Raw genomic sequence first — 24731 nt, forward strand, 5'->3', positions numbered from 1 at the left:
TAAGACATGCAATACCGACGGCCCATGGCGCTGAAACGTTCAATCAGGTTGGCCTAACCCGGCTGTGCAAGCGACCACGCGCCAGGCCAGCCTGGTATTCAGAACACCGACCAGCCAATGCGTGCGCTCAGCAACTCCAGCGCGGCCATGCCGGCCAGCGAGTTGCCCGCCGCGTTCAGCTCCGGCGACCACACGCACACGCTGAACTGCCCCGGTACGATGGCGACGATGCCGCCGCCCACGCCACTCTTGCCCGGCAACCCTACCCGGTAGGCGAAGTTGCCTGCCTCGTCATACAGGCCGCTGGTGGCCATGATCGAGTTCACCTGCTGGGTCTGGCGACGGCTGAGGATTTGCTGACCGCTGTGTTTGCAAAAGCCATCATTGGCCAGAAAGCAGAATGCCCGCGCCAGGTCCAGGCAATTCATGCGCAGTGCGCAGTAGCTGAAGTAACTGCGCAGCACCGTTTCCACCTCGTTGTGGAAGTTGCCAAACGACTGCATCAGGTAAGCCATGGCCGCATTGCGCGCGCGGAACTGATACTCCGAATCGGCGACGCGAGTGTCGATCTGGATGTGCGGGTTACCGGACAGGCGCCGGACGAAATCGCGCATCGACAAGGTTGGCGCAGCGAAGCGCGACTGGTTGATGTCGCAGATGACCAAGGCCCCTGCGTTGATGAACGGGTTGCGCGGGCGCCCGCGCTCGAACTCCAGCTGCACCAGCGAGTTGAATGGCTGGCCGGACGGCTCATGGCCAAGCCGCTCCCAGATCGCTTCACCCGAATGGCCTATCGCCTGAACCAGGCTGAACACCTTGGAAATGCTCTGCACCGAGAACGGTTCCAGGGCGTCGCCTGCACAGTAGTGACTGCCATCGTTGCTGTAGACGGCGATGCCCAGTTGCTTGGCCGGCACGTCGGCCAGCGCAGGAATGTAATCGGCAACTTTGCCCGTGCCGATCAAGGGGCGTACTTGTTCAAGGATCTCGTTCAACAGCGTTTGCATGGCGGGCCCTGGTTCAGTCCCCCTCGACGACGGCGGGGGTCGCATTCTTGACGCCGAGTGCGTGAAGGAAATCACACATTTGGCAACAAACTCCCCGTCGGCGCCGTGCGCCCTGCAAGGCGTGGGCTGCCGCCATGCTCAAGCCAGCGTCAGCTCAATGCCTCACGGCTGTGCTGGCCGTCGACCAAGCGCTGCAGCCCCAGCGGGTTGGCATTTTTCAGCGCATCGGGCAGCAGCGCATCGGGGTAGTCCTGGTAGCACACCGGGCGCAGGAAGCGGTCGATGGCCAAGGAGCCGACCGAGGTGCCACGGGCATCGGAGGTGGCCGGGTAGGGCCCACCATGCACCATCGCTTCGCACACTTCGACACCGGTGGGGTAACCGTTGAGCAGCAGGCGCCCTGCCTTGCGCTGCAGCAGCGGCACCAGCGTGGCGAACTGCTGGAGGTCTTGCGGCTCAGCGATCAGGGTGGCGGTGAGCTGCCCGTGCAGCGCTTGCACAGCGCGGCGAAGCTCGGCTTCGTCGGCGACTTCGACCAGTACCGTGGCAGGCCCGAACACTTCTTCCTGCAACAGTTCGTCACCGTTCAACAGCAGGCTCGCATCGGCCTGGAACAGCTGGGCCCAGGCTTGGTCGCCAACCTGCTCGGCACCGGCCAGGTGGCGCACGCCTGGGTGCTGGTGCAGGCGCTGCACGCCACTGGCATAGCTGCGCAAGGTGCCGGTATTGAGCATGGTTTGCGCGGGCTGGTCGGCCAGTTGCGCAGCCAGCGCCGCAGTGAAGGCGGTGAATGCCTCACCGGCAATGCCAATGACCAGCCCGGGGTTGGTGCAGAACTGCCCGCAGCCCAGCACCACCGACGCCGCCAGCGCCTCGGCCACCTGCTCGCCGCGCGCGCGCAACGCCGCGGGCAAGACCAGCACGGGGTTGATGCTGCTCATTTCAGCGAACACCGGAATCGGCTGCGGGCGTGCTGCCGCCAGGTCACACAGGGCCCGCCCGCCCTTGAGCGAACCGGTAAACCCCACCGCCTGGATGGCCGGGTGGCGCACCAACGCTTCACCCACACCGCTACCGTAGATCATGTTGAACACCCCGGCAGGCATGCCGGTCGCCTGCGCCGCCCGCTCGATAGCTTCGCCTACCTGCGCTGCCGTGGCCATATGGCCGCTGTGCGCCTTGACCACCACCGGGCAGCCAGCGGCCAACGCTGCTGCGGTGTCGCCGCCGGCAGTGGAGAACGCCAGGGGGAAGTTGCTGGCACCGAACACGGCTACCGGCCCTACGCCGGTACGGTATTGGCGCAAGTCCGGGCGTGGCAGTGGCTGCCGGTGTGGCTGGGCGCGGTCGATGCGCGCCGCCAGGTAATCGCCGCGGCGCAGTACCTTGGCGAACAGGCGCAGCTGATTGCTGGTTCGGCCGCGCTCGCCCTGGATGCGCGCAGCAGGCAAGGCCGTTTCGCGGCACACCGTGGCGATGAAGCTATCGCCCAACGCATCCAGCTGGTCGGCAATGGCATCGAGAAACTGCGCGCGACGCTCGGGCGCCATGCCGTTGTATTCGACGAATGCCGCTTCGGCGGCCTCGGCACCGGCAGCCACCTCGCCAGGGGTGGCCTGGGTGAAGACCCCCGGCAAGGCTTCGCCGGTGCGGGCATCGAAGCTTTGCAGGTGAACGCTGCCAGCAGCGCTGCGCTGGCCGCCAATGAAATTGCTTGCAGACATGGTTGACTCCTGTAACAAGAAAGAAGGCCTGGCCCTCACAGGCTTTTCACCAGCCCCGGGCGAACCTGCCCGGGCGCTGCGGCAATGCCGTTGCGCAGCGGCTGGCCAAAGGCGTCGAGGCTGATTTCGAAGGTATCGCCCGGTCGGGCCTGCACGCCGTCGGCGAACGACAGTGTGGCGGTGCCGAAATAGTGCACATGCACATCGCCAGGGCGCAGGAACTGGCCGTACTTGAAGTGGTGGTACTCCAGGTTCTCGAAGCTGTGGCACATGTTCTGCTCACCAGACAGGAACGGCTTGCTCCACAGCACCTGGCCATCGCGCAGAATGCAGCTGGTGCCTTCGAGGTGCGCTGGCAACGCCCCCAGGCGAAGCTCCGGGCCAAAACTGCAGGCGCGCAGTTTGGAATGCGCCAGGTAGAGGTAGTTGCGCCGCTCCAGCACATGGTCGGAAAACTCGTTGCCCAAGGCGTAGCCAAGACGGTACGGGGTATTGCCCGGGCCGATCAGGTACAGCCCGACCAGCTCTGGCTCCTCGCCGGCGTCTTCGGCAAAGGGCGGTAGCGGCAGGTCGGCGCCGGGGCGCACCACGATCGCGCCGTCGCCCTTGTAGAACCACTCCGGCTGCGCACCCTCCTCACCCGCTGGCGGCCGCCCGCCCGCCAGGCCCCACTGGAACATGCGCATGCTGTCGGTCAAGGTACCTTCGGCCTGTTGCTGGTGCATTTTGTCGCGGGTGGCGGCGCTGCCCAGGTGGGTCAGGCCGGTGCCGGTGACCAGGCAGTGCGCCGGGTCCGGGTGGTCCAAAGGTGGCAGCACACGGCCCTGGGCCAGCAAGGCCAGGTAGTCGTGCCGCTCACCCAGCCCCGCGGCCTGGACTTCACTGGCCAGATCGCGGCCTGCGGCAATGGCCTGCAAGGCCAGCTCACGGGTGCTGCTGGCGCCCAGCACTTCAAGGGCGTACTCGCCTTCCACCACGCCCACATGGCGTGCGCCGGCGGCGCTTTCAAATTGAATCAGTCGCATGGTTGATGTGCTCGCTTGTCGGTTGCAAAGTTCAGCGGGCGCCTTCGGCGGCCCGCGTGGAAGCCAGGCGTTGGCGACGCTCCAGGCGGTTGTAGACGACGCCGGTGAGCAGCACGCCGAACAGCATCACCACGGCAAGGAAATACAGCCCCGAAGACAACTGCCCGGTGTGTTCCTTGAGCGCGCCGATACCGAACGGCCCCAGATAGCCGCCAAGGTTGCCGATCGAGTTGATCAGGGCGATGCCTGCGGCTGCGCTGGCACCTGAAAAGAACCGCCCAGGCAGCGTCCAGAAGATGGCCGTGCAGGAAAACAGCGCAAACGCCACCACGCACAGCGCGGCCAACTGCAGCACCGGCACCGTCAGCCAGGCACTGAGGAACAGGCCTATGGCGCCCAGCGCACACAGCAGGCCCAGGTGCCCGTAGCGGTCGTTGAGGCGGTCGGAGCTGCGGGGCATGATCAACAGGCCGATGATGCCGAATAGGTAGGGCACCGCCGAAACGAAACCCGTGACCAGATCGCTGCCGCCAAACTGGTGGATCAGCGTTGGCAGCCATAAGCCGAGACCGTAGATGCTCAAGGTGACCGGCAGGTAGAACAGCGCCAGCAACAGCACGCGCCCATCCTTGAGCGCATGCAGCGGGTTGCCATGGCGGGTCTGGCCAAAATCACGCAGGTCGTTGGCCAGTTGCTCCTGTAGCCAACTGCGTTGTGCCTCGCTGAGCCAGCGCACCTGGGCAGGCCCGTCCGGCAGCAGGCGCAAGGTAGGCCAGGCGAGCAGCACCGCCGGGGTGCCGATGCAGATGAACAGCCACTGCCAGCCATGCAGGCCGTAGCTGCCTTCCAGCCCCAGCAGCGCGCCGGAAAGCGGCCCGGTGATCAGCATGGCCAGGGGCTGCGAGAGGATGAAAAAGCCCAGGATCTTGCCGCGATGCCGCACCGGATACCACTGCGTTATGTAGTACAGCACCCCCGGAAAGAAGCCCGCCTCGGCTGCGCCGAGCAAGAAGCGCATCACGTAGAAGCCATTGGGCCCGGTCACGAAGGCCATGCCGATGGTAATTGCACCCCACGTCACCAGGATGCGGGCGAACCAGCGTCGCGCGCCAAAGCGATCGAGCAGCAGGTTGCTCGGCACTTCGAACAGAAAATAGCCGATGAAGAACAGCCCGGCACCCAGGCCATAGGCTGCGTCACCCAGGCCGATGTCGGCGCCCATGTGCAGCTTGGCAAAACCCACCGCCGAACGATCGACGTAGGCCACCAGGTAAAGCAGAACCAGAAAAGGGATGAGTTTCAGTGTGATCAGGCGGACAAGCCGCTGCTCCTGAATCATGGCGATGTCTCCAATTGTTCTTGTAATGAGCACAGCACCCGGCCGGGGCTTTTTGGCAGACCGCTAACCTGGCGACAGGATCATATAGTAATACTATTTGGAACAACAAGCCTTCACATGCGCGATTTCACGCAGTACAGTTAGGCAATAGCCAACTAATAGTAATACTAATAAGGTCTCCCGATATGTCTGACGCCAAACGCCCCCTGCGCTCTGCCCAATGGTTCGGAACCGCCGACAAGAACGGCTTCATGTACCGCAGCTGGATGAAGAACCAGGGCATTCCGGACCATGAGTTCCAGGGCAAGCCGATCATCGGCATCTGCAACACCTGGTCGGAATTGACGCCGTGTAACGCGCACTTCCGCAAAATTGCCGAGCATGTGAAAAAGGGCGTGCTGGAGGCTGGCGGCTTCCCGGTGGAGTTCCCGGTGTTTTCCAGCGGCGAGTCCAACCTGCGCCCCACCGCCATGCTCACCCGCAACCTGGCGAGCATGGATGTGGAGGAAGCGATCCGCGGCAACCCGGTGGACGCCGTGGTGCTGCTGACAGGCTGCGACAAGACCACCCCAGCGCTGCTGATGGGCGCTGCCAGCTGCGATGTGCCGGCGATCGTGGTGACCGGCGGGCCGATGCTCAACGGCAAGCACAAGGGCAAGGACATTGGCGCCGGCACCATCGTCTGGCAGATGCACGAGGCCTACAAGGCCGGCCAGATCGACCTCAACGAGTTCCTTTCCGCCGAAGCTGGCATGTCGCGCTCGGCCGGCACCTGCAACACCATGGGCACCGCCTCGACCATGGCCTGCATGGCCGAGGCACTGGGCACCTCCCTGCCCCACAATGCCGCCATCCCGGCAGTGGATGCCCGCCGCTATGTCCTTGCCCACCTTTCCGGCATGCGCATTGTCGATATGGTTCGCGAAGACCTGCGCCTGTCGAAAATCCTCACCCGCGAAGCCTTCGAGAACGCGATTCGCGTCAACGCCGCCATCGGCGGCTCGACCAACGCCGTTATCCACCTGAAGGCGATTGCCGGGCGCATTGGCGTAGACCTGCAACTGGAAGACTGGACCCGCGTTGGCCGCGGGACACCGACCTTGGTCGACCTGCAGCCATCGGGTCGCTTCCTGATGGAAGAGTTCTATTACGCCGGTGGCTTGCCCGCGGTCATCCGCCGCCTGGGCGAACATGGCCTGCTGCCCAACCCCAGCGCGCTGACGGCCAACGGCAACAGCCTGTGGGCCAACTGCCAGGCCGCGCCGTTATATGACGAAGCAGTGATACGCCCGCTGGCCAACCCACTGGTGGCCGATGGCGGTATCTGCATCTTGCGTGGCAACCTGGCGCCCAAGGGCGCGGTGCTCAAACCGTCAGCCGCCACCCCGGCGCTGATGCAGCACCGTGGCCGCGCCGTGGTGTTCGAAAACTTCGAAGACTACAAGGCACGCATCAACGACCCAGAACTGGATGTAGACGCCAATTCGGTACTGGTGATGAAGTACTGCGGGCCCAAGGGCTACCCGGGCATGGCCGAAGTCGGCAACATGGGCCTGCCGGCGAAGTTGCTGGCCCAGGGCGTAACCGACATGGTGCGTATTTCGGACGCACGCATGAGCGGCACTGCCTACGGCACCGTGGTACTCCATGTGGCGCCCGAGGCCGCAGCAGGCGGGCCATTGGCCGCAGTGCAGGAAGGTGACTGGATCGAACTGGACTGCAAGGAGGGCCGGCTGCACCTGGATATCAGTGCCGAGGAACTGGCCGGCCGGCTGGCCGACCTGCAAGCCCCGCCGCAGTTGATCAACGGCGGGTATGCCAAGCTGTACCTGGACCATGTGATGCAGGCCGATGAAGGCTGCGATTTCGACTTCCTGGTGGGCTGCCGTGGGGCAGCGGTGCCCAAGCATTCACACTGACGAGCCGCACCCCGCCAATGAAGGAGCGGGCTCAGCCAAGTACACCGGCGAAGCCCGTTCCACCCACGCTATTTCCCGCCAACGAAGCCAACTGCTGCAACCTGGCCAAACGGCCGCCGGCCCATCCACTGATGCTATGATGCTCTCCCCCGCTTGAAGGACCACCCGCGCCCCCCATGAATTACCGCCAGCCCTCCACGCGCAAGAGCATGCACACCACTCTGGTACAGGACCTCGGCCTGCAGATCGTCTCCGGTCAACTGGCGCCCGGGCAGAAGCTGCCCAACGAGGCCAGCCTGTGCGAAAGCTACGCGATCAGCCGGCCGGTGTTCCGCGAAGCGATGCGCGCGCTGACTGCCAAAGGCCTGGTCGAAGCCCGCCCGCGGGTCGGTACCCTGGTGCGGCCACGCCATGACTGGCACATGCTTGACCCAGACGTGCTGCACTGGCTGATGCAGGCCACGCCGCAGAAGGACTTTTTCAATACCTTGTCCAGCGTACGCTGGGTCATCGAGCCCGCTGCCGCCGCGCTGGCCGCCACCAACGCTACGGCCGAAGATGTGCAGTCGATCAGCGAAGCGTATCAACGCATGGAAGCCGCGCGCACCCATGAAGAGCGGCTGCAACCGGACCTGGACTTTCACGCACGCATCGCCGACGCCACCCACAATGACCTGCTGGCCTACCTGTGCAACATGTTGTCCATGGCCCTGCGCGAATCGGTGCGCTATTCCAACCAGCGGCCAAACTTCGACCAGCTCGCCCTGCCCCGGCACAAGGCCATTTTGACCGCCATCCAGAACGGCGACGCACTCGGTGCACGCCATGCCTCGCTGGTACAGCTTGAGGATGCCCGCGTGGCACTGAGCAAAGTATTGGGGCAGGACCCGACCAGCTAAGGCAGAAGGCCGCCGGGTGCTTATTGCAGGGCGGCCTTGAGGGGCACGGCAGACACCCCTGTTTCGGCTATCTGCCGCGCACGCATGCTGCCCCAGGCCAAGGCACGAACCAATGAGCGCTTCGGCCAGTCGTCGTAGGCCTCTTCGTGCAATGCCATCCCGGAACGGGCATACACCCCCAGGAACAGCTGCGTGGTCCCCCCGCGCGAAAGCCTGACCTGTACATCTATCCGGCTGCCGTCTGCCAGGGTTTCTTCATGGCTGCGATGGTTCAGCGCAGGGTCGACCCACGCCCAGTACACGTTACCCCTCATCCGCATAGCGCCTCCAGCGATCGAAATTGGCCGTACCCCAAGCCGTGCGGCTTACCCTACTTTGGGATTAAACCGATACAACTGGATCGACCGCCGAGCGTGCGTATGTGCTGCAATTATTTATGAGCCGCATTTGCCATGAACTACCGTCAATTGGGCTGGGTGCGCTGCGTGCACGCTCAGCCCTGGCAACCTGCAGGGGCCAATGATGAACAAGATAGGAGAAAGATGAGACCAGGCGCGATGCCGCTGCGCGGGCGCAACTAAGCGGTCAACGCAGGCAATTGGCTTGATAGCAGCTCAGCGGCCGTAGTATTGAGAATGGCTGGGCTCAGCTTGTCTCTGAGGACCCACTTGCAGGCCACGATCTCATTGCGAGCCACGGGTTTTTCCTGATCATCGACATGCGTAGTGAACACATGGTGAATGGTCGACCCCAACTGTAGGGTGCACAGGTGAAAGAGACCGTGGCTCTCGATGGACGTTTCTTCTTGCAGCTCCCGCGCAGCCGCTGCCACAGGCGACTCGCCCGGTTCGATAGCGCCGCCGGGGAAGTTCCACTTTCCGCTTTTTTTCCGTACCAGCAAGATCCTGCCGCTTCGCAGGCAGAGGACCGTTGCCCTGTCTTTGATCTTGGCTCCGCGCGCCTTCTTGTCCCGCATACACACACTCAGCTCGTCAGTAGGTCCATGCCCGTATCGTTCTAGCCAATAGAGACTTGCTTCCTGAAGACTCACTTTGGGGACGACTCGTTCACCCTGAACGGCACAAATCACACGCTGAGCACTTTATTTTCACCTCAATTTCACGCTTGCAGAGGGACAATCAAGCCATCCCCATGTGAAGCACCTCTAGCCCGACTAGCAGCGGGCTTTCTTTTGCCTGCGAGAAACACAATGCCTTCGGTGTCGAATGAGTCAAAGGCAGTGTCGGCTACCAGTTTTGCAGTTTGAATGAACCTGAGGCAGGCGCGAACGGCCGCAGTACACCACTGCGGCCGTCTCGACGCTGGATAGATTAGGATCTGCCGCGGATGGCCTCGAGGCGATCCCGACCAGCCTGTGTGATGGCGTTCTCCCCTTCATCGCTGATGCGATACCGGCCAGACGCCATCTTGGCGATTGTGAACTGGACCAGACCGCTTTCGGATAGGGCTTCGCCCGCTTCGAAGCTCATTGCCTGTTCCAGGTCGAAGATTTTGATCTCTCCGATTTTGTAGCGGGCGAAGGCTACCAGAGCGTTATCCAATGCTTGTTGGCTGATCTTTCGAGCGACTTCCATTCGACCTCCCAGGTCATGAGAGTCCCGGTCCGTGGGATTGGCGACAACGCACCGGGGGGTTGTTGAAGGCGGACCGTACTATGCCATCAGGGAAGTCGCTACTGGCTTTGCATCCAGGCTGGATGGGTGGGCAGGTCGTGGACGCCGCGCTACGAACAGCCCCGCCTCACTTCCACGTTCAAACACAACGGGCCGTCAAAGCAATACATCGGCGTTTTTGCCGAACGAATGCCTGTAGCCCCGGCAGAACGCCCCCCACTCTTCGCCATCCCAGCCTGACCGACGCTTGACCTGCCGCAAGTCATGGCGGGCGGCCTGTTTGGCGCTGAAGCGCCTCCTGGCCTTTTCCAGGTCTAGCAAGGCGACAATCACGCCTGGCGCCCTGAAATCGACGAAGACATGTTTCAGATACAAGCAACCGTGCTGCCACTTTCCAAGATTCAGCTTGCCAAGTGCTCGGCCATACGCTTCAAGGATTTCGAGATAGCGATGATGCCCTAGCGTGTTTTCCAGCTGCCGGGCACGGAAGTCTTCGAGCGACACATAGCCCTCCAGCGCCGCCGTGACCATCACGGCCTGCCACTCTCCCTGGTGTTTATGAATATGGCTGTACACAAGCTCGGGCGTACCCACGCCCAGCGCTGCGGCGGCACGCACAGCCTTTGCCTCGCGTGCAACGGTTGGGTGGCCGAAAGGGTGACGCAGGCTTCGATAGACATGCCCGACTTGCTGCTTTTTATAGAACGTCAGCCCGCCCAGCTCCACCCGTAACACACCGCTCTCACCTCCCCTGCGGACATTAGGCGGCTCTACCCACACGCCGGGAGCGTTGAGAACATCAGCCAGCAGTAACTCGCCAAGCTTCACATCGGTCGGATTTGCAGTCACGGAACACCTTCACGCTTGGCGCCAATTTGGCTGAAATATCTTGAAAACAAAAGTGAAAGTATATGGAAACCGAAGGGAAATCAGGGTGGCAGAACTGACACAACACCTATCCATTCGGCCAACACTTACGAGCTGCGGCTGGAGAGCTCGAGGCCTGTGCAGCATGCGCTTGCTTGCGAGCGATGAAGCCAGACCAGGCCCTGGAGGTTCGATCGCGGCCAAATCACATCGTTCAGGTGGCGTGCCTATCCGACCTTGCGTGGCGACCGGACCGCAAAGCGGTCGCCAGCTCTCCAACGCCGTTCAGCAATCCCAGACTCAAGAAAAAATCAGCATTTCTGACAAAAATTCCGTTTCGCTCCCACCCCCGCCAAACACCACCAAGCCAACCTTGCTGCAGCTTCACGGCTTCATCAGCGGCTCGATGCCGATCCATTTCTTCGCCGGGTGATAACACAACTGCAGTGGCGGAATCGCCACTGTGCGCCCCTGCACCTGCAAGCTGCCCAGGTGAATGGTCCACTTGGAATCAGCGTTCAGCTTGTCCGTCTGGAAGATCACATACGCCGAGCCGTAGCGCTTGTTGTTGGTGAGCTTGGGAATCATCCGGTGCACTTCATCGCTGTTGATGTCGTACGGGGAAGGCCTGGCAGCCCGCTCATTCACTGAGGGATAGTCGTAGATATCGTTGCGGCCCACGTACACCTCGGGCCGCGCATTCAGGCGCGAGCCGTCTTCGAAAATGATGTAGGCCTGGCGGCTGTCGTACAGCACCGGAATCGGCGGTTCACCACGTTTTGAGTCGGTGGACGGACGCTGGCGGTCCTTGTTGTAGGCGATCATCTGCACGAAGAATTCTGGGCGTGGGTATTCCTCGCCTGGGTACTGCACGTGCAGGCCTTGCTCGTAGCGCTTTTGACCTCACTGTGCCGCGTGGTCGTAGAGGTAGGTTTCCAAGTAGAGGGTGGTTTCGCCCTGCGGGCCTGGCACTTTGAACTGGAACTCGGATTCGCAAAGGTCCGCGTAGGCGACGCGTTCGCGTTTCCAAGGGAGGCACGCGGTGAGTGAGGCTGTGGCCAGCAACAGCAGGAGGGAGGTGGCGCGCTTGAGGTTGGTCACGACCTGCCTTGGTCTGGGTGCGATGGAGAGCAGTTTCGGGGGATTCGAGGGCGGAAGTCCATCGTGACCGTTTGCCATCATGGGAACATGATTGGATACAGGGATGGGTGGGGGGTTTGCTTTTAGAGAGGTTTGTTGGGTTGGCAGAGCAGTTAACACAGCGAAAATTGACAGCAAATTCGGGGAAAGCATCAGAAAAAAGAACTTCCTTGTAGGGCATTTCCCAAAGATACTCGCTGCGCCTGATTTTCGTTGCACACGCTAATCTTGAGCCCTAGTCTCGACCCGTCGCTATCAAATGGCGGCACGGTTTTGACAGACCGTGGTTCACTGAGAGCATGCGCAATGCCAGTTATGGCAGCTGTGCGTGGGGCACCTTTGTGTGCGCCGGGATTCTCAGTGCCCCCGGTCTGTCAACCCACAAACAGCTGCCACCCCTCCGTTTGACAGCGGGTTTGCGGCAGCCCTTAAGGCACTGAGAGGGTTTATGCTGAAAATAGTCCCTGATCCACCGCACAAAGTTCTTTCTCTTGAAGACGCCCTGATCCAAGCCACGGAATACGCGCTATGCGCTGCGACCGTTGTGCATCAAGCAATACTGCTGCAGCCCAAGTCGCCAGTCTCGATTCTGATGATGACCTCGATGCATGAACTGGAGACGCTGCGCGCTTTGCTTGAGTCCGCGTTGGCTCAGCTGCAGGTGCCCGCCGAGTCCAGCACTTCGCACTGAGGCCTAACTATTGTGTCGCCTGGGCATGATCCATCACCGGCAAGCCAACTCCCGACAGTTAACTGACCTAAGTCGCAGGCTTTGGCGCTTGTGAACAGGTGTGGAGATTGCTGGCAATAAGGCCAGCCTAGGTACTTGAGATTTTGGGGAGATCGAACAATGTCTACAGAAGAAACCAGATTCACCGTTGGCAAAACTACCTTTTACCAAGGTGCAAACGAAACCCATCCCCTTTTCCGCATCGAAGCTGGCATCCCCTGCCAGAGCGCCCGTGAGCAGGCCTCGGAACTGATGGGTTATGCACGGGATATGACCTTGGACGGTTTGATGGAAGACAAACCGCAGCTGATATGGGCTTCGCACTATCTATGCGCTTTGGCCAAAGCGCTAATGGATGATGCAGAGTTGGGGATGATGAAGGACTGCTAGCAATTCGAAGTATGATATCACTCCATGTGGAGGCGGCCTGCATCGCAGAGCGCCGCACGGCCGCCCCATAAACTATCAGGAATAGGAGTGACCAACTATCGAATGGCTGAATCAACCATCCAATAGCGCACTCTCTTTGCTGTTGCCCCTCAACGCCACATCAAAAATTTTGATCTGGTAACGATAACGATCCGCGAGACACCCCAAAAACATCGTCGCTACTGAGCCCCCCCAAACCAATGCAATACTGTATCGCCAAAATTGTCTAGACTGGAGCCTGCTGCGACTGTCCGGCCAACCCAGTCCAAACCACCAAATTCGCCGACAAATGAGTAGTAGGTTGTTAGCAGAACAACCATCGCTGTTTTCTCAGCATTAAATCGGCCCGAAGTAATATTTATCCGATTAACTCTCCTTCCCCGCCACAATCTTTAATTTCAATATAGTAAATAAAATGAAGTATGCCCCACTAGAAAAAATTCCCGTGGTATTCCCTAGACCTAGAGAACCCGGATCGATTAAGAAACTCCCCACGCCCCAAGTGTGTTAACTCGTTCATTGAGCCCTGTACAGTGACGGGGCTTTTCAGGTGGGAAAGCTGAATCACTAACTGAACGCCCCTGCGGTAAATGTCTACGCCAATTTCAGACTTTTCCTAGCCAAGATCAAGGCAGCAAGCCCTTTCAGCCCGCAAACAAAGGTTTATTTGCCCATTGCGGGCGCTCACCCCACACCCTCAACAACACTCAAAAATATTTCTACGTTTTTTACACTCTCTCCAACTTCAGCAACGATACGCAAGGCGACAAAAAACATCCCAACCAAGTTTAGACTTAGAAAGTTAACAGCCTGCATAGGCGACGATGCTACTAGCGAGGCCGTGTGCACCAATCAAGCATCCGGCAGAAAATTTAGTACGCAGAAACTCAACTGCGATCCAAAGTGCCACTCATTAACTTTATTGAATTTTATATCGAGACGCACCATACTAAACAACAGTAAGCCTATGGAAAGTCAGCTTTGAATAACATGATACAGGGCGGACAGTATCCAAAACCTACAAGCCAAACCCTAAGATACTCTAAGAAACTGGCACTATCGGGGAAAATCAGGCACTATGTCGCTTCATGCAGCCCTTGGAGAAAGTCATGAGCAATAGCTTCTTCTACACCGGAATCGAGAGCACTGCCGAAAACAACAAGATAATCGAGTTAATTGAGCAAGCTTCGAAAAAACTAAACGCGCAAATTTATCTCGTTCGAAAACAACTAGGCGAGGACCAGGAAGAGTATAGCTATACCAAATCATTAGTCATACTGGCACCAAAACACAAGATCATTTTGGTTGACTATGGAAATGACGAAGATTCCATGGCGGAATTTCATGAAGATTTTATAGAGGACCTGAGCGCTTTATCACATAAATATAGATACAAAAAAATAATCGGAAGAACTAGAGACTGGGAGAGTCTGATAGTGTGCGAGTCTGTTGATAATGAGCAGCTCACTCTAAAACAGGTTCTCACCATGCTCGAGAACAACTCTCTGGAAGATGCTAAAGACAAAAAACATGCTGAGCTCCTCATCTCTCTCCTTATCGGAAGCGTCAATGATATTGACCGTATAAAAAGCGGGGTTCCGGACAATGTACTCGACAAAGTCAAACAAAAAATTCTTCTATTCGATGGCGATCAGACCAAATTTATTTATGATACCCCTGACAAAAAGCTAATCCGAATCCAAGGCTTATCTGGCACAGGAAAAACCGAGCTACTCCTTCATAAATTAAAAGAACTTTATCTTGCAACCAATGGCAAAATTTACTTTGCCTGCCACAATAAAATATTAGCAGCAAGCTTGCGCAATCGGATACCTGAGTTCTTCAACTTTATGAAAGTTGAAGAACAAATCGAGTGGAACCAACGGCTATGGTGTACTAATGCCTGGGGCAGCCGAAGTGACAGAAACTCTGGTTTATATTCATACATTTGTAGAGCTTACGAAATTGAATTTTATTCCTACGGTGCTGTGCCAAATTTTGAAATTGCTTGCCGGTTCGCTATCAGAGACCTTAAAGCGAAATTTGGGAGTAAGATAGAGCCAATCTTGGACTATGTTCTCATTGATGAAAGTCAAGATTTTTCGTTGGCGTTCTTTGAGCTCTGCACATTCATTACAAAAAACACAGTATATGTCGCTGGGGATATTTTCCAAAGTATCTTTGACGCCGCTCGCGTAGAAGTTGCAGAATCTGACTACTTGTTAAGTAAATGCTACCGAACTGACCCAAGAACGCTGATGGCAGCACACGCGCTGGGCATGGGATTGTTCGAAGAAACTAAACTACAATGGCTTGATGATCAACAGTGGGGTATCTGTGGTTACTTGGTAAATAAAGAGCCGCTACATAATGGCCGTATTAAAAAGTACCGCCTCACTCGAGAGCCACTCAGTAGATTTGAAGATGTGGACACTAGTGATAGCCTCAAAATCGTACACACTGGTAACTCGGTAGACGAACAAGTAAAAGGAATCATTGATGCCCTGGAAATAATCAAACGCGAGAACCCCACCGCAACAGAGGAGGACATCGGTGTAATATTTTTGGACAGCTCAAGGAATTTCTACAGGACAGTAGACGTCTTACAGCGTAAAATTTATGATCATTTTTCTTGGAATGTAAATAAGGCCTACGACTCTAAAGAAAAAACTAATGGAGAGCTATTCGTCAGCAACCGAAATAATGTAAAAGGACTAGAGTTTCCGTTCGTTATCTGTGTAGCTGACGTAATTACGAAAAGCCTTGGCTTACGTAATTCACTATATATGAGCATGACTCGTTCCTTTATTCAGACCTATCTCCTCCTCGATGCCACTCAAAATTCCGAGCTACTAAAACAGATTACTCCTGGTATTGAAGCAATTAAGGCCAGTGGCATTATGGAAGTAATCGAGCCGAGCGAAGAAGAAAAGCGTCAAATTCAAATGACTATTGCTCAGAGTTCTAAAAAACGGACGTTTGAACAAGTGTTCTTAGAAATTTATGAACGGCTAAATATCTCTGACGAGCATAAAAATACGCTGATGGAGATGGCATCAACTATTTTAAAAAAGCAATTCAAGCTGCTGGATGAGGTCGAGTTTGAAGCTAAACTTTCAGAATTTCTGACGACTAACTCAGATTATTTCTAAAATGAAAATTTACAAATTCAAAATGTCAGTATATTTGTCCGATCATATTTTCAAGCCATGTAGAAGCCGGACTAAATCGATACTAAATACCATTGAAATTCTTAGAGAAATTTTGATCACTCCACAATCCCCAGGAGCGGATTTTGACTTAGTAGTAGCTACGGGAAAGTTTCAAAGAATCTTCTTAATTTCAAACAATAAAATCTATTCGGTTGGTTTCCCTTACCAGATACAAGAGAGCAAAGATGGTTACGTTAGCATCTATTATGATGGTGATTCCGAGATCACAAATAGTCTTCTAGCATCAGCTGAAACTTTAATAAAGCAACATTTACAGGAAATCGATAGTGATTTCTCGGCTTTCTTTGACACAATGATGGAAGAGCTAGGTAATGACAATTTTGCTTGGAAGTTCCTTCTGAAAATCGTCATGCAAGAAGATAGCTATTTGAGGTATGACCTCGATGAAAAGCACGCTGACGACCGAGAAAAAAAGGATCCCGAAAGTCTTATAGCGCCTAGAATCATAAAGCACCCACTTCATCATATCGATGTTTTTTATAATCCCGCCCATACATTTAAAATCGGATTGAGTGGACCTATCGATCTAGACGGAATCTTAGATATATTAGACCCCAACACCAAATGTAGAATGTTAGGAAACTAATATAAACCTACAAAATATAACGATTCTTAAATGTAATTTAGACCGGATTAAGCTGGCACTCGCACCAGCTATGTGCCAGCCACTTGACAACACAATAGATATTCAAGCGTACATATCCCAGTCAACCTAGGCATCAGATATGATCGCATAACGATGACACCCATTTAATATAAAGACAATCATGTCTTGGCAAGATTCTTATAGCTCCTGTAAAGCTTACTGACACGACAGTCTATACGGCCATTCAAAAACCCAAACAATCATTAACAATGAATTGACGTCGAATAACCTGATACTGCAAATCTGAAATGCTACGCACTCGGTATCCAGCGTTAAAGCACTTAACCAAACTACAAACTTGAGAACCGACATCTAACCTATTCAGAATCAAGTAAAATCTGGCACTCCTTGCTATACCCTTAGTAGCCTAGCAGTGTTTGTAACGCCTTGTAGGAGTTATTTCTGATTTGTTTTGCCTCGGAATAATCCGTTAAAACGCCATCCTCATGAATAATGCCGTTCAAACGAATCAAATCCTTATTAAATGAATTAAGAGATGTTCTGGTTGCTCTTCGCACATCATCCGGCAAAACTTCTGGATTAGAAAGAATCCAGCTAAACATTAGGCTAAGCGGGGGAGTGAAATCCCTTTTCTGAGAAGCACTGAAAGGTCTGCCTTGCTCAGCTTGCTCTTCAAAGTACTTATCTTTTACAGCAGAGTACTTAGAGTGCCTGATCAAAAAATCACGCAGGGCAGCTTCAAACAATACACGGAGAAGAACCATAGCTGTATACGGATGCTCTTTTATAGATATCTCTTTAGCTTCACTCACTAACGAAGCTAAACGAGGAGAGCGAGATATCGTCCCCACATCATATAGTAGAAAATCCATTTCCTTTGTATGAATTAGAGGCCTCGTTTTGACATCAGTTGCCTCCCGACTGCCAGCCGCCGGGCGACTTCCACTACCCGGTTTTGCACTGCCACCTCCTTCCCCCTTACTGCCGGCAGCTGAAGCAGCGGTAGGCCCATTATCTTTCTTCCGCGCACGTCGATTTCGACTACGATAGTCATCGGCCATCTCTTTCAAGACAGACAAAACCTCAATATGCGCGCTATTATTTAAATTAATGCCTGTCTTCTTACTATCCCAAGGCAAGAGCGATGGATCTTCACTCACATAATAAGCCCATCCTAGAAACCCATGATATTCATTGTGCCAGCTCGTAGCCCAACCAGAAATCTTAGTTTTGTCCGCAACCAAAATTATGCGATCATTACAAACAAGATACCAACCATACTCGTCCGTTAGGTCCTTGATTACATCTTTAAAATCATCATAGTCTGAATCCACACCTTTGATCCGGTAACTGTGATGCAATCCAGCCTCGAGGTATACTTTGACGCCTGAAGAGGTCAGACATTTTTGCTTACGCTTAGGTAAAATCTCAATGTCTCTTATTTTTGGTCCAAACTTTCCAACCAAAACATCATTAACCTTTATCCTTAGGCCTTTTCTGCAAAAAATTGCATAACGAATTTTTATTTCTTTTTGCAGTGCATCAAGCCAAACATCGGAACCCAACTCTGAAAAAACTTCCTGCTTTATATCACGAATAATCAGCTGATTCTGCTTTTGCCCTAGGCTGCTTAGCCTTCTCGCATAAAGCGTTGATTCACCCTTGACAGACTTCCTTACTTTATCTTCGTCAAATTCCAGATGAAATCTGACATCGCCATCATCTGTAGTAAGAGCTGCAGATAAGCCCAATTTAAAAATAGCGCGGTTAAGACCGATACCGAAATGACCGATTCCGTATCGGTGGGAAGATTTAGACCCAACAGAAAACGCTCGTTTAGATAATGACTCTTCATCTATTCCAGAGCAATTATCAGATATTGAAACTTGCTCTGGAGAAACATTTACAAGTATCTCAAACCCTCTATAAGACGATGGCAGTCCATGCTTATCGAATTTAACATCCGATCTTTTTAAAATTTCTTTCCTAGCAGCATCAATCGCGTTATCAATCAAGTCATAAATGCATTCGATTGTCGCAACATCAGAAGTCAATCCTCTGATGATGTAATCGGGATCGGCGGAGAAGTTGATTGCAAGATCACCCATACCCATTCGAACCTCCTATATCATGCGGCAATACTATGACAAATTTTTTTCTTGATAATACTCAACAAGTGCTCTGACATTAATGGCGATACGCTATTACCAATCATCCTGAAGGAATGCCAAATGGTAGGATGAAACAGGAACCAATCAGGAAAGCCTTGAAGACGAGCCGCTTCCCTCACTGTGATTACTCGCGGTTCCGTTGGGTGGATTGGTCGCATCGCTTGATAGCTTCCTTTGTCGCTCCCGGTACCAGCGCGCAGTGTAGGACAATACCCACCCCAGGATAAGCGAGGATATCGACTAATGGGTTCAATTTTGCCCTGCGGAGTCTCTCCGAATCGTTCAATCACCGGCATAGTATGTTTTGTGCTCATCAGTCCAGACAATCGGCCATGTATAAAATGGGATAACGCAAGCTCAGCCCCTACGCCCTTAGGTGGAATTGCGGACATCTTACTCGCATATCTTGATATCTTGCCCCTGTCTTCGGGATAAGATTGAAATGTGAATATATTTCCCCCTTTAGCTACATCAATAGTGGGCGAAGGCAAATCTGATATTGCATCCTTAACAGTCGTTGGCGTCAAATTCAAAGAAGCCAGAATCTCTTGTAGAGACAGGCGGTCCATCGAGGATGGATCAATCCCAATAACAACTACTCGCTTCCTTGAGGTTGCCGCACCGCAATCAAGGGCATTGAGCATGAATGGCCCAATCACGTCATAAAAACTCGGAATCTCATTCAAAGCAGACTCTAAAACCTGTCTATTGCAAGTGTCGAGAATACCTTCGACATTTTCCATCAGGAAGAATCGCGGCTTTAGAAGCCTAATTTGACGAATAAAATGTCCTACTAATTCGTTTCTGGGATCTTTTGGCTCACGCCGACCTATGCGACTGAAACCTTGACAAGGAGGGCCACCAATAATGCCATCAGGCCGTAGATTACCGATTGTAGACTGCCAGAATTCCCGAGTCAGTGTGGATATATCTGCGTTAAGAACGTTTGTTGCCGGAAAATTCAATCTGTAAGCAGATTGAAGATTAGGATCAACATCAATTGCAACGAGTGAACCAAAGCCACTTAGTTCAGCTCCCAACCCCAACCCCCCGCAACCGCTAAAGAGATCTATAACTGTAGGTCTATTTAACACTAGATGTCACCCTGAAAACGAGCAGGAGAGCGAAGAAGCCCCTCCAGTTGCATAAAACTATCCTCCAAACTAGCATATTTCAACATATCGAGCGAGCAGTGAGAGCGACACACTAAAATCACATTACCGAACACACAAAAAAGCCCAGTCGTCACCGACTGGGCTTTTTCGTTTCAATAATGGTCGGGACGGAGTGATTCGAACACTCGACCCCTTGCACCCCATGCAAGTGCGCTACCGGGCTGCGCTACGCCCCGACTGGGCTTGAAGCATGTTCTCAATACTGCCGAGAACGTTGAAGAATGTACCCTAACCCTCTGATAAATGAAAGCTTTTTCTCAAAAAAATTTTCACTCACCAGAAAAGCCTAAGCTCACTTCTTCAACACCACCAGCACATCCTCCAATTCGACAATCATCTGCCGGATCAGCTGCTTGTACTGGCTCGAATCATCTTTAGCCTCATCACTGGAGAGCCGCAACCGCGCCCCGCCAATGGTGAACCCCTGCTCATACAGCAGCGCGCGAATCTGCCGGATCATCAGCACGTCTTGCCGCTGATAATACCGCCGGTTCCCCCGCCGCTTCACAGGGTTGAGCTGGTCAAACTCCTGCTCCCAATACCGCAGCACGTGTGGCTTTACGGCACACAACTCGCTCACTTCACCAATGGTGAAGTAGCGTTTGCCCGGTATGGGGGGCAGTTCGTCGTTATGGCTTGGTTCCAGCATAGGCCTCAACCCGGGCCTTCAACTTCTGCCCTGGACGAAAGGTGACGACGCGCCGTGCGGTGATCGGGATTTCTTCCCCAGTCTTGGGGTTGCGGCCCGGCCGCTGGCGTTTGTCGCGAAGGTCGAAGTTGCCGAAACCGGACAGCTTGACCTGCTCGTTCTCTTCAAGTGCGTGCCGAATTTCTTCGAAAAACAGCTCGACCAGCTCCTTGGCCTCACGCTTGTTAAGCCCCAGCTCCTCGTACAGCCTTTCGGCCATCTCAGCTTTCGTCAGAGCACCCATGCCGTTATTTCCTTAACGTGGTGTTCAACCTTTGTTCGAGCGAGGTGAGGATGTTTTGCAGGGTAGTGTTCACCTCATCGTCGTTAAGAGTGCGCGATGGATGCTGCCAGGTCAAGCCGACGGCCAGGCTTTTTCTATCAGGATCAATACCTTTACCCTGGTAGACATCAAACAGCCTGAGGTCTGTGAGCCATTCGCCTGCATTGTCACGAATTAATTCAAGCACCGCGCTGGCTGCCACGTCACGGCCGGCGATCAAGGCCAGGTCACGACGGGTTTCCGGGAACTTGGACAGTTCGCTGAATTTCGGCAGGCGGCCTTGGACCACGTCGCCCAGCACCAGCTCGAACAGGAACACCGGGCGGTCCAGGTCCAGGGCTTTGGCCAGCTCTGGGTGGATGGCGCCGAGGTAACCGACCAGCTTGCCGTCGCGCTCAATGGCGGCGGTCTGGCCTGGGTGCAGGGCTGGGTGCTTGCCGGCGCTGAAGGTGAAGTCGCTCAGGGCACCGGAATAACCCAGCAAGGCTTCCACGTCGGCTTTAACGTCGAAGAAATCGACGCCGTCGCGGCCGTTCGCCCAGCCTTCTGGCAGGCGGCTGCCGGTGACCACGCCAGCGATCATTGGCTGCTGCTGCAGGTCACCCAGCTGGCCGACGAAGCGCAGGCCGCTTTCGAACAGGCGCACGCGGTCTTGCTGGCGGTTCAGGTTGTGCTGCAGGGCTTTGACCAGGCCCGGCCACAGCGAAGCACGCATGGCGGCCATGTCGCTGGAAATGGGGTTGGCCAGCAGCAGCGGCTCTACGCCCGGGCTGAACAGTTCGAACAGTTTCGGGTCGATGAAGCTGTAGGTGATGGCTTCCTGGTAACCGCGGGCAACCAGCAGGCGGCGCAGGGTCGGCAGGTCACCGCGGGTTTCCGGCTTGCCCTGTGGCGCCAGGCGCGCTTGCGGGTAGCGGACCGGCAGGTTGTTGTAGCCGTACAGGCGGGCCAGTTCTTCGATCAGGTCCACTTCCAGGCTGATGTCGAAGCGGTGGCTTGGTACGGTGACGGTCCACTCCCCTTCGGCTGCCTTGCTGGTGGTCAGTTCCAGGGCGTTGAGCAGTTGCTCGACCTGGGCTGGGTCCATTTCCATGCCAAGCATCTGGGTGATGCGTTCGGCGCGCAGGGTAACCGGGGCCACCTGCGGCAGGTGCTGCTCGCTGACCGCTTCGACGACCGGGCCGGCTTCGCCGCCGACGATGTCAAGCAGCAGCTGGGTGGCGCGTTCCATGGCTTCGCGGGCCAGGTGCGAGTCGACGCCGCGCTCGTAGCGGTGCGAGGCATCGGTGTGCAGGCCGTAGGAACGGGCTTTACCGGCAACGGAAATCGGCTCGAAGAAGGCACTTTCCAGGAACAGGTCGCGGGTTTTTTCGGTGTTTACACCGCTGTGCTCACCACCCATGACGCCGGCGATGGCCAAGGCCCGGGTGTGGTCGGCGATCACCAGGGTGTCGGCGCGCAGGGCCACTTCCTGGCCGTCGAGCAGAACGAGCTTTTCGCCCTCTTCGGCCATGCGTACGCGAATACCGCCGTTGATTTCTGCCAGGTCGAAGGCGTGCATCGGCTGGCCGAGTTCGAGCATCACGTAGTTGGTGACGTCTACGGCGGCGTCGATGCTGCGCACGTCGCTGCGGCGCAGGCGCTCGACCATCCACAGCGGGGTTGGCTTGCTCAGGTCGACGTTACGGATAACGCGGCCCAGGTAGCGCGGGCAAGCAGCCGGGGCGCTGACGTCGACCGGGCGCACTTCGTCGTGGGCCGGTGGTACGGCAGGCACTACCGGGCGGCTGACCGGGGTGTCGTACAGGGCGCTGACGTCACGCGCCAGGCCGGCGATGGACAGGCAGTCACCGCGGTTCGGCGTAAGGCCGATTTCGATGCTGGCGTCGTCCAGGCTCAGGTAGGTACGAATGTTCTCGCCTACCGGGGCATCGGCTGCCAGTTCCAACAGGCCGTCGTTTTCTTCGCTGATTTCCAGCTCGGCAGCCGAGCACAGCATGCCGAAGGACTCGACACCACGCAGCTTGGCCTTCTTGATCTTGAAGTCGCCAGATAGCTCGGCGCCGATCATGGCGAATGGCACCTTGATGCCTGGGCGGGCGTTAGGGGCGCCGCACACGACCTGGAAGGTTTCCTGGCCGTTGGTTACCTGGCACACGCGCAGCTTGTCGGCGTCCGGGTGTTGTTCGGTGGCCAGGATCTCGCCTACCACGATGCCGCTGAACTGGCCGGCAGCGGGGGTAACGCTGTCGACTTCAAGGCCGGCCATGGACAGGCGGGCAACCAGTTCGTCACGAGAGACTTGCGGGTTTACCCAACCGCGCAGCCACTGTTCACTGAATTTCATGCTGTTCTCCTGAAAGTTGCGTCGATTGGGCCTAGCGGAATTGCGCCAGGAACCGCAGGTCGTTGTCGAAGAACAGACGCAAATCGTTGACGCCATAGCGCAGCATGGCCAGGCGCTCGGCCCCCATGCCAAAGGCGAAGCCCTGGAACGCTTCCGGGTCGATACCAGACATGCGCAGCACGTTCGGGTGGACCATGCCGCAACCCATCACTTCCAGCCAGCCGGTTTGCTTGCACACCCGGCAGCCGTTGCCGGAGCACATCACGCACTGGATATCGACTTCGGCGGACGGCTCGGTGAAGGGGAAGAACGATGGGCGGAAACGCACCGCCAGTTCTTTCTCGAAGAACACGCGCAGGAATTCTTCGATGGTGCCCTTGAGGTCGGCGAAGTTGATGTCGCGGTCGATCAGCAGGCCTTCGACCTGGTGGAACATCGGCGAGTGGGTGATATCCGAGTCGCAGCGGTAAACGCGGCCCGGGCAGACAATGCGGATGGGCGGCTGGGTGGACTCCATGGTCCGCACCTGCACCGGCGAGGTGTGGGTACGCAACAGCATGTTGGCATTGAAGTAGAAGGTGTCGTGCATCGCCCGGGCCGGGTGGTGGCCGGGGATGTTGAGCGCTTCGAAGTTGTGGTAGTCGTCTTCCACCTCTGGGCCTTCGGCAATGCCGTAGCCAATGTGGGTGAAGAACTGCTCGATGCGCTCGAGGGTACGGGTGATCGGGTGCAGGCCACCGGTGGCCTGGCCACGGCCTGGCAGGGTGACGTCAATGCATTCGGCAGCCAGGCGAGCGCTGAGCTCGGCTTCTTCAAAGGCAGCCTTGCGGGCATTGAGCACAACGGTAACGCGCTCTTTGGCGTCATTGATCAGCGCGCCGACTTTCGGCCGCTCTTCGGCTGGCAGGTTGCCCAGGGTCTTCATCACCTGGGTCAGCTCGCCTTTCTTGCCGAGATAGTTAACCCGGATCTGTTCCAGGGTAGTGATGTCTTCAGCGCGCTCCACGGCCTCTAGGGCTTGGGAGACCAGCGCATCCAGGTTTTCCATGTACAGACTCCAGATACGAAAATAGGGGAAGAGCTTTGAAGGCTCTTCCCCTATCGATGACGTTCAATGCCCGGCGCCGCGAGCGCCGCCGGGTGATTGTCGCGGGTACTTAAGCCAGAACGGCTTTAGCTTTCTCGACAATCGCAGCAAACGCCGCTTTTTCGTTCACTGCCAGATCGGCCAGAACCTTACGGTCGATTTCGATCGAAGCCTTTTTCAGGCCAGCAATCAGACGGCTGTAGGACAGACCGTTGGTGCGGGCACCGGCGTTGATACGAGCGATCCACAGTGCGCGGAACTGACGCTTCTTCTGGCGACGGTCGCGGTAGGCGTATTGGCCAGCCTTGATGACCGCTTGCTTGGCTACACGGAATACGCGCGAACGTGCACCGTAGTAACCTTTAGCCAGCTTCAGAATTTTTTTGTGACGCTTACGAGCGATAACGCCGCGCTTAACACGAGCCAT

21 protein-coding genes, 1 tRNA gene and 1 pseudogene are annotated in these 24731 nt (G+C 55.9%); 6 read left to right on the plus strand and 17 right to left on the minus strand.

The annotated features are described in order from the left end of the window. Positions 1-98: 98 nt before the first annotated feature. The 4 genes from glsB to ACF8SD_RS11970 all read right to left on the minus strand — a co-directional run bounded on the left by glsB (position 99) and on the right by ACF8SD_RS11970 (position 5095). A complete protein-coding gene (glsB, locus tag ACF8SD_RS11955; RefSeq protein ID WP_173889818.1) occupies positions 99-1007 on the minus strand; it encodes a glutaminase B in 909 nt (302 codons plus the stop codon). Positions 1008-1156: 149 nt separating this feature from the next. Next, complete coding sequence (locus tag ACF8SD_RS11960; RefSeq protein WP_392483648.1) at positions 1157-2731, minus strand: aldehyde dehydrogenase (NADP(+)); 1575 nt, start codon at positions 2729-2731, stop codon at positions 1157-1159. 35 nt (positions 2732-2766) lie between these two features. Next, the gene (gene araD1 / locus ACF8SD_RS11965) at positions 2767-3756 is read right to left on the minus strand and encodes an AraD1 family protein (RefSeq protein ID WP_173889822.1); all 990 of its coding nucleotides are present in this window, start codon (positions 3754-3756) and stop codon (positions 2767-2769) included. A gap of 31 nt (positions 3757-3787) precedes the next feature. Continuing rightward, positions 3788-5095, minus strand: a complete 1308-nt coding sequence (locus ACF8SD_RS11970; RefSeq protein ID WP_392483649.1) for an MFS transporter — start codon at positions 5093-5095, stop codon at positions 3788-3790. A 185-nt stretch (positions 5096-5280) separates the two neighbouring features. Between ACF8SD_RS11970 and ACF8SD_RS11975 the strand changes: the two genes are divergently transcribed. Beyond that, positions 5281-7014: an IlvD/Edd family dehydratase gene (locus ACF8SD_RS11975; RefSeq protein WP_392483650.1), complete on the plus strand. Its 1734-nt coding sequence runs from the start codon at positions 5281-5283 to the stop codon at positions 7012-7014. Between the two features lie 176 nt (positions 7015-7190). Further along, positions 7191-7913 carry a FadR/GntR family transcriptional regulator gene (locus tag ACF8SD_RS11980; protein ID WP_009685864.1) on the plus strand — a complete coding sequence of 241 codons (723 nt, stop codon included), beginning with the start codon at positions 7191-7193 and terminating at the stop codon, positions 7911-7913. A gap of 20 nt (positions 7914-7933) precedes the next feature. Here the strand turns inward: ACF8SD_RS11980 and ACF8SD_RS11985 are convergent, their stop codons facing one another. The 5 genes and pseudogenes from ACF8SD_RS11985 to ACF8SD_RS12005 all read right to left on the minus strand — a co-directional run bounded on the left by ACF8SD_RS11985 (position 7934) and on the right by ACF8SD_RS12005 (position 11515). Then, positions 7934-8233, minus strand: a complete 300-nt coding sequence (locus ACF8SD_RS11985; RefSeq protein ID WP_392483651.1) for a hypothetical protein — start codon at positions 8231-8233, stop codon at positions 7934-7936. Between the two features lie 257 nt (positions 8234-8490). Then, entirely contained in the window at positions 8491-8889 is a 399-nt protein-coding gene (locus tag ACF8SD_RS11990; RefSeq protein ID WP_173889831.1) for an NUDIX domain-containing protein, read from the minus strand. A gap of 355 nt (positions 8890-9244) precedes the next feature. Continuing rightward, on the minus strand, positions 9245-9508 hold the full coding sequence (locus tag ACF8SD_RS11995) for a hypothetical protein (RefSeq protein ID WP_009685869.1): 264 nt from the start codon (positions 9506-9508) through the stop codon (positions 9245-9247). A gap of 195 nt (positions 9509-9703) precedes the next feature. Continuing rightward, a complete protein-coding gene (locus tag ACF8SD_RS12000; RefSeq protein WP_249414276.1) occupies positions 9704-10396 on the minus strand; it encodes a lipopolysaccharide kinase InaA family protein in 693 nt (230 codons plus the stop codon). Positions 10397-10798: 402 nt separating this feature from the next. Then, positions 10799-11515: pseudogene (locus tag ACF8SD_RS12005) on the minus strand (hypothetical protein). 487 nt (positions 11516-12002) lie between these two features. Here ACF8SD_RS12005 and ACF8SD_RS12010 point away from each other — a divergent pair. The 4 genes from ACF8SD_RS12010 to ACF8SD_RS12025 all read left to right on the plus strand — a co-directional run bounded on the left by ACF8SD_RS12010 (position 12003) and on the right by ACF8SD_RS12025 (position 16532). Further along, a complete protein-coding gene (locus tag ACF8SD_RS12010; RefSeq protein ID WP_392483652.1) occupies positions 12003-12245 on the plus strand; it encodes a hypothetical protein in 243 nt (80 codons plus the stop codon). Between the two features lie 159 nt (positions 12246-12404). Continuing rightward, complete coding sequence (locus ACF8SD_RS12015; RefSeq protein WP_392483653.1) at positions 12405-12674, plus strand: DUF3077 domain-containing protein; 270 nt, start codon at positions 12405-12407, stop codon at positions 12672-12674. A gap of 1148 nt (positions 12675-13822) precedes the next feature. Further along, complete coding sequence (locus ACF8SD_RS12020; RefSeq protein ID WP_392483654.1) at positions 13823-15865, plus strand: ATP-binding domain-containing protein; 2043 nt, start codon at positions 13823-13825, stop codon at positions 15863-15865. Between the two features lies 1 nt (position 15866). Next, positions 15867-16532 (plus strand): hypothetical protein, encoded by a 666-nt coding sequence (locus ACF8SD_RS12025; RefSeq protein WP_392483655.1) that lies wholly within the window; start codon positions 15867-15869, stop codon positions 16530-16532. A 419-nt stretch (positions 16533-16951) separates the two neighbouring features. On the opposite strand, the gene ACF8SD_RS12030 is transcribed toward ACF8SD_RS12025, so the two are convergent. From ACF8SD_RS12030 to rplT, 8 genes are all read right to left on the minus strand, one after another. After that, positions 16952-18667, minus strand: a complete 1716-nt coding sequence (locus ACF8SD_RS12030; RefSeq protein ID WP_392483656.1) for an ATP-binding protein — start codon at positions 18665-18667, stop codon at positions 16952-16954. 14 nt (positions 18668-18681) lie between these two features. Continuing rightward, positions 18682-19818 carry a DNA cytosine methyltransferase gene (locus ACF8SD_RS12035; RefSeq protein WP_392483657.1) on the minus strand — a complete coding sequence of 379 codons (1137 nt, stop codon included), beginning with the start codon at positions 19816-19818 and terminating at the stop codon, positions 18682-18684. A gap of 180 nt (positions 19819-19998) precedes the next feature. Further along, a tRNA-Pro gene (locus ACF8SD_RS12040) sits at positions 19999-20075 on the minus strand. A 116-nt stretch (positions 20076-20191) separates the two neighbouring features. After that, the gene (locus tag ACF8SD_RS12045) at positions 20192-20548 is read right to left on the minus strand and encodes a MerR family transcriptional regulator (RefSeq protein WP_009685877.1); all 357 of its coding nucleotides are present in this window, start codon (positions 20546-20548) and stop codon (positions 20192-20194) included. Further along, complete coding sequence (gene ihfA / locus ACF8SD_RS12050) at positions 20529-20831, minus strand: integration host factor subunit alpha (protein WP_003250679.1); 303 nt, start codon at positions 20829-20831, stop codon at positions 20529-20531. Before ihfA ends, ACF8SD_RS12045 begins: the two co-directional genes overlap by 20 nt. 4 nt (positions 20832-20835) lie before the next feature. After that, the gene (gene pheT, locus ACF8SD_RS12055; RefSeq protein ID WP_173889850.1) at positions 20836-23217 is read right to left on the minus strand and encodes a phenylalanine--tRNA ligase subunit beta; all 2382 of its coding nucleotides are present in this window, start codon (positions 23215-23217) and stop codon (positions 20836-20838) included. A 31-nt stretch (positions 23218-23248) separates the two neighbouring features. Further along, positions 23249-24265, minus strand: coding sequence for a phenylalanine--tRNA ligase subunit alpha (gene pheS / locus ACF8SD_RS12060; RefSeq protein ID WP_173889851.1), 1017 nt, complete (start codon positions 24263-24265; stop codon positions 23249-23251). Positions 24266-24374: 109 nt separating this feature from the next. Beyond that, positions 24375-24731, minus strand: coding sequence for a 50S ribosomal protein L20 (rplT, locus tag ACF8SD_RS12065; protein ID WP_003250671.1), 357 nt, complete (start codon positions 24729-24731; stop codon positions 24375-24377).

The sequence above is a fragment of the Pseudomonas sp. CJQ_9 genome, assembly GCF_043106615.1.
GTDB classification, from domain to species: Bacteria; Pseudomonadota; Gammaproteobacteria; order Pseudomonadales; family Pseudomonadaceae; genus Aquipseudomonas; species Aquipseudomonas juntendi.

Excerpts from the sequence above, each read along its gene's own strand:
- ACF8SD_RS12025 (WP_392483655.1), top strand. The coding sequence starts at position 15,867 with ATGAAAATTTACAAATTCAAAATGTCAGTATATTTGTCCGATCATATT.
- ACF8SD_RS11970 (WP_392483649.1), bottom strand. The coding sequence starts at position 5,095 with ATGATTCAGGAGCAGCGGCTTGTCCGCCTGATCACACTGAAACTCATC.
- pheT (WP_173889850.1), bottom strand. The coding sequence starts at position 23,217 with ATGAAATTCAGTGAACAGTGGCTGCGCGGTTGGGTAAACCCGCAAGTC.
- ACF8SD_RS12045 (WP_009685877.1), bottom strand. The coding sequence starts at position 20,548 with ATGCTGGAACCAAGCCATAACGACGAACTGCCCCCCATACCGGGCAAA.
- glsB (WP_173889818.1), bottom strand. The coding sequence starts at position 1,007 with ATGCAAACGCTGTTGAACGAGATCCTTGAACAAGTACGCCCCTTGATC.
- ACF8SD_RS11975 (WP_392483650.1), top strand. The coding sequence starts at position 5,281 with ATGTCTGACGCCAAACGCCCCCTGCGCTCTGCCCAATGGTTCGGAACC.
- ACF8SD_RS12020 (WP_392483654.1), top strand. The coding sequence starts at position 13,823 with ATGAGCAATAGCTTCTTCTACACCGGAATCGAGAGCACTGCCGAAAAC.
- rplT (WP_003250671.1), bottom strand. The coding sequence starts at position 24,731 with ATGGCTCGTGTTAAGCGCGGCGTTATCGCTCGTAAGCGTCACAAAAAA.
- ihfA (WP_003250679.1), bottom strand. The coding sequence starts at position 20,831 with ATGGGTGCTCTGACGAAAGCTGAGATGGCCGAAAGGCTGTACGAGGAG.
- ACF8SD_RS12015 (WP_392483653.1), top strand. The coding sequence starts at position 12,405 with ATGTCTACAGAAGAAACCAGATTCACCGTTGGCAAAACTACCTTTTAC.
- ACF8SD_RS11985 (WP_392483651.1), bottom strand. The coding sequence starts at position 8,233 with ATGCGGATGAGGGGTAACGTGTACTGGGCGTGGGTCGACCCTGCGCTG.
- araD1 (WP_173889822.1), bottom strand. The coding sequence starts at position 3,756 with ATGCGACTGATTCAATTTGAAAGCGCCGCCGGCGCACGCCATGTGGGC.
- ACF8SD_RS12030 (WP_392483656.1), bottom strand. The coding sequence starts at position 18,667 with ATGGGTATGGGTGATCTTGCAATCAACTTCTCCGCCGATCCCGATTAC.
- pheS (WP_173889851.1), bottom strand. The coding sequence starts at position 24,265 with ATGGAAAACCTGGATGCGCTGGTCTCCCAAGCCCTAGAGGCCGTGGAG.
- ACF8SD_RS11960 (WP_392483648.1), bottom strand. The coding sequence starts at position 2,731 with ATGTCTGCAAGCAATTTCATTGGCGGCCAGCGCAGCGCTGCTGGCAGC.
- ACF8SD_RS11980 (WP_009685864.1), top strand. The coding sequence starts at position 7,191 with ATGAATTACCGCCAGCCCTCCACGCGCAAGAGCATGCACACCACTCTG.
- ACF8SD_RS11995 (WP_009685869.1), bottom strand. The coding sequence starts at position 9,508 with ATGGAAGTCGCTCGAAAGATCAGCCAACAAGCATTGGATAACGCTCTG.
- ACF8SD_RS11990 (WP_173889831.1), bottom strand. The coding sequence starts at position 8,889 with ATGCGGGACAAGAAGGCGCGCGGAGCCAAGATCAAAGACAGGGCAACG.
- ACF8SD_RS12010 (WP_392483652.1), top strand. The coding sequence starts at position 12,003 with ATGCTGAAAATAGTCCCTGATCCACCGCACAAAGTTCTTTCTCTTGAA.